Origin of the sequence: Pelomonas sp. KK5 (assembly GCF_001984095.1) — a bacterium.
In the GTDB taxonomy this organism is placed as follows: Bacteria; Pseudomonadota; Gammaproteobacteria; order Burkholderiales; family Burkholderiaceae_C; genus KK5.
The window spans coordinates 1-1,889 of record NZ_LYVQ01000447.1 but is presented as its reverse complement, the minus strand read 5'-3'; the positions used below and the strand labels follow the sequence as shown (position 1 = coordinate 1,889).

The window sequence follows — 1,889 nt, the reverse complement described above, 5'->3', positions numbered from 1 at the left end:
GCCCTGCACCGCCGGTGGCGCACTCGCCGCCGCCAGCTCACGCACGGCCCACTCGGCGCTGCGCAGTTCGTTGTCCTTGCCGCGCAACGCGTAGATGGCATCGTGGAACCACAGGGCCAGTTCCACTTCGCCGGCTTGCGCCGCCAGCGCCCGGGCCGATTCGAAATGAAGCGGGCATTCCCGCAGATGCTGCAGCGTGTGGTAGCTGCGGTGAGGCTCGTCGTATGCCGCGACGAGGCGCTCGAAGAGACCCGCGGGCGCCACCAGGGCCAGAGAGTTCCAGGTACCGGCCCAGGCCTGTCGAAGTGTTTCCATCGGGGCGAGCTTAGTCGAGGCGGCGCCGGCCGCGTTGACGCACCCGGGGCACTGGCATCACGGTCGGTCCCGGTGGGCGAAGTCGACCGTCTTCACCTGCGCCGGCAGCCTCGAGAACGTGTAGCGGGACCGGTATTCGCAATAGCAGGCGGCCACCGGGCCGTCCGCATGGATCTCATAGCTCAGCTGCAGGGCCGGGCCGCTCAGCTGGTAGGACGGCTTGTCCACCTTCAGGCCGCAGTCGACCGGATCCCGGACGAGGAAGCTCACCCGGCTGCCCTCGGCCTGCCGGCTCACGCTGGCGCGGATCGGCTCGTCGACAGGCCAGTCACCCTTGCAGCCGAGGAACTCGAATTCCATGCCCAGCGGGTCGGCCGCGTCGGCGTGCGAGCGGGCCAGGCGCCAGCCCGACAGGCCCGCAAGCGCGGCCGCCATCAGCCCTGCTGCCAGCCACTTCCCTTTGCCCTGTCTCGTCATCGGCAGTAGCGTAGCGGAGGCGCCCGGCGCCGGATAGCGGGCAGATCCCAAGTGCGGGCAAGACCTGCCCCTCCGGAGACTTACACGGTGATCGCCAGGCCCTCGCTGCGGGGATCGTGGGCGCCTCGGAACCCGCCGTCTTCATCCACCGCGATGACGCCCGGCTGGCCCATCAGCGGGCTGCTTTGCGGCAGCAGGGCGATCTCGTGCCCGCGCCGGCGCAGCTCGGCCACCACCTCGGGCGGCACATCGTCCTCCAGCTTGAGCGTGTCCCGCCCGTCGGAGAAGGTGCGCCCGAGCAGGAAGCGCGGCGCGGCCAGCGCGGCCTCGGGCGTCATGCCGAAGTCGATCAGCCGGGTCAGCAGGGCCGCCAGCGTCTGCGGCTGGCCGTCGGCGCCCTGGGTGCCGTACAGCAGGCGGATGCGGCCGTCCTTGCGCCAGATGCCCGGGTTCAGCGTGTGGAAGGGGCGCTTGCCTGGCGCCAGGCAGTTGGGATGCGCCGGGTCGAGGGAAAAGGCGGCGCCGCGGTTGTGCCAGAGCAGGCCGGTATCGCCGATGCGGATGCCGCTGCCCCAGTCGTAGTAGATCGTCGCGAGCATGGAGACGGCGCCGCCCGCGGCGTCTGCCGCACCGACGTAGACCGTGTCCCCATGCTGGTAGCGCTGCGGCCAGGGCAAGGCCTGACCCCGCTCGATCATGGCCGCCTTGCAGTCCAGGTAGGCAGGCGACAGCAGCTCCGCCGGCAGCGGCGCGAAGTCCGGGTCGGCCAGCCAGCGCTTGCGGTCGATGAAGGCCTGCTTCACCGCCTCGACCATCAGATGGACGTGCTCGGCGCTCCCCTCGCCCAGCGCGGCCATGTCGAAGCGCTCCAGCAGGCCCATGATCTGCAGCGTGGTGATGCCCTGGGTCGGCGGCCGGTGGGCCAGCAGTTCGCCGCCGCGGTACGGCACCGACAGCGGCGTCTCCACGCGAGCCCGGGTGCGCGCCAGGTCGTCGGCGGTGAGCGGCGAGCCGGCGTCGCGCAGGCCGGCGGCGATGCGCCCGGCGAGCTGGCCCTCATAGAACGCGCGTGGGCCATGTTCGGCGAGGGCTTCCAG

Annotated in this window: 2 protein-coding genes and 1 pseudogene; all 3 read right to left on the bottom strand. The window is 71.5% G+C overall.

All coding sequences use genetic code 11. From position 1 onward, the window contains the following. Positions 1–315, bottom strand: a pseudogene (locus B0W88_RS31520) (N-methyl-D-aspartate receptor NMDAR2C subunit); the annotation flags it as partial. Between the two features lie 57 nt (positions 316–372). Further along, on the bottom strand, positions 373–750 hold the full coding sequence (locus B0W88_RS31515; RefSeq protein WP_077038387.1) for a hypothetical protein: 378 nt from the start codon (positions 748–750) through the stop codon (positions 373–375). Between the two features lie 122 nt (positions 751–872). Then, the coding region (locus B0W88_RS31510) for a gamma-glutamyltransferase family protein (protein ID WP_198938001.1) at positions 873–1,889 on the bottom strand (1,017 nt) is incomplete at its 5' end.

Excerpts from the sequence above, each read along its gene's own strand:
- B0W88_RS31515 (WP_077038387.1), bottom strand. The coding sequence starts at position 750 with ATGGCGGCCGCGCTTGCGGGCCTGTCGGGCTGGCGCCTGGCCCGCTCG.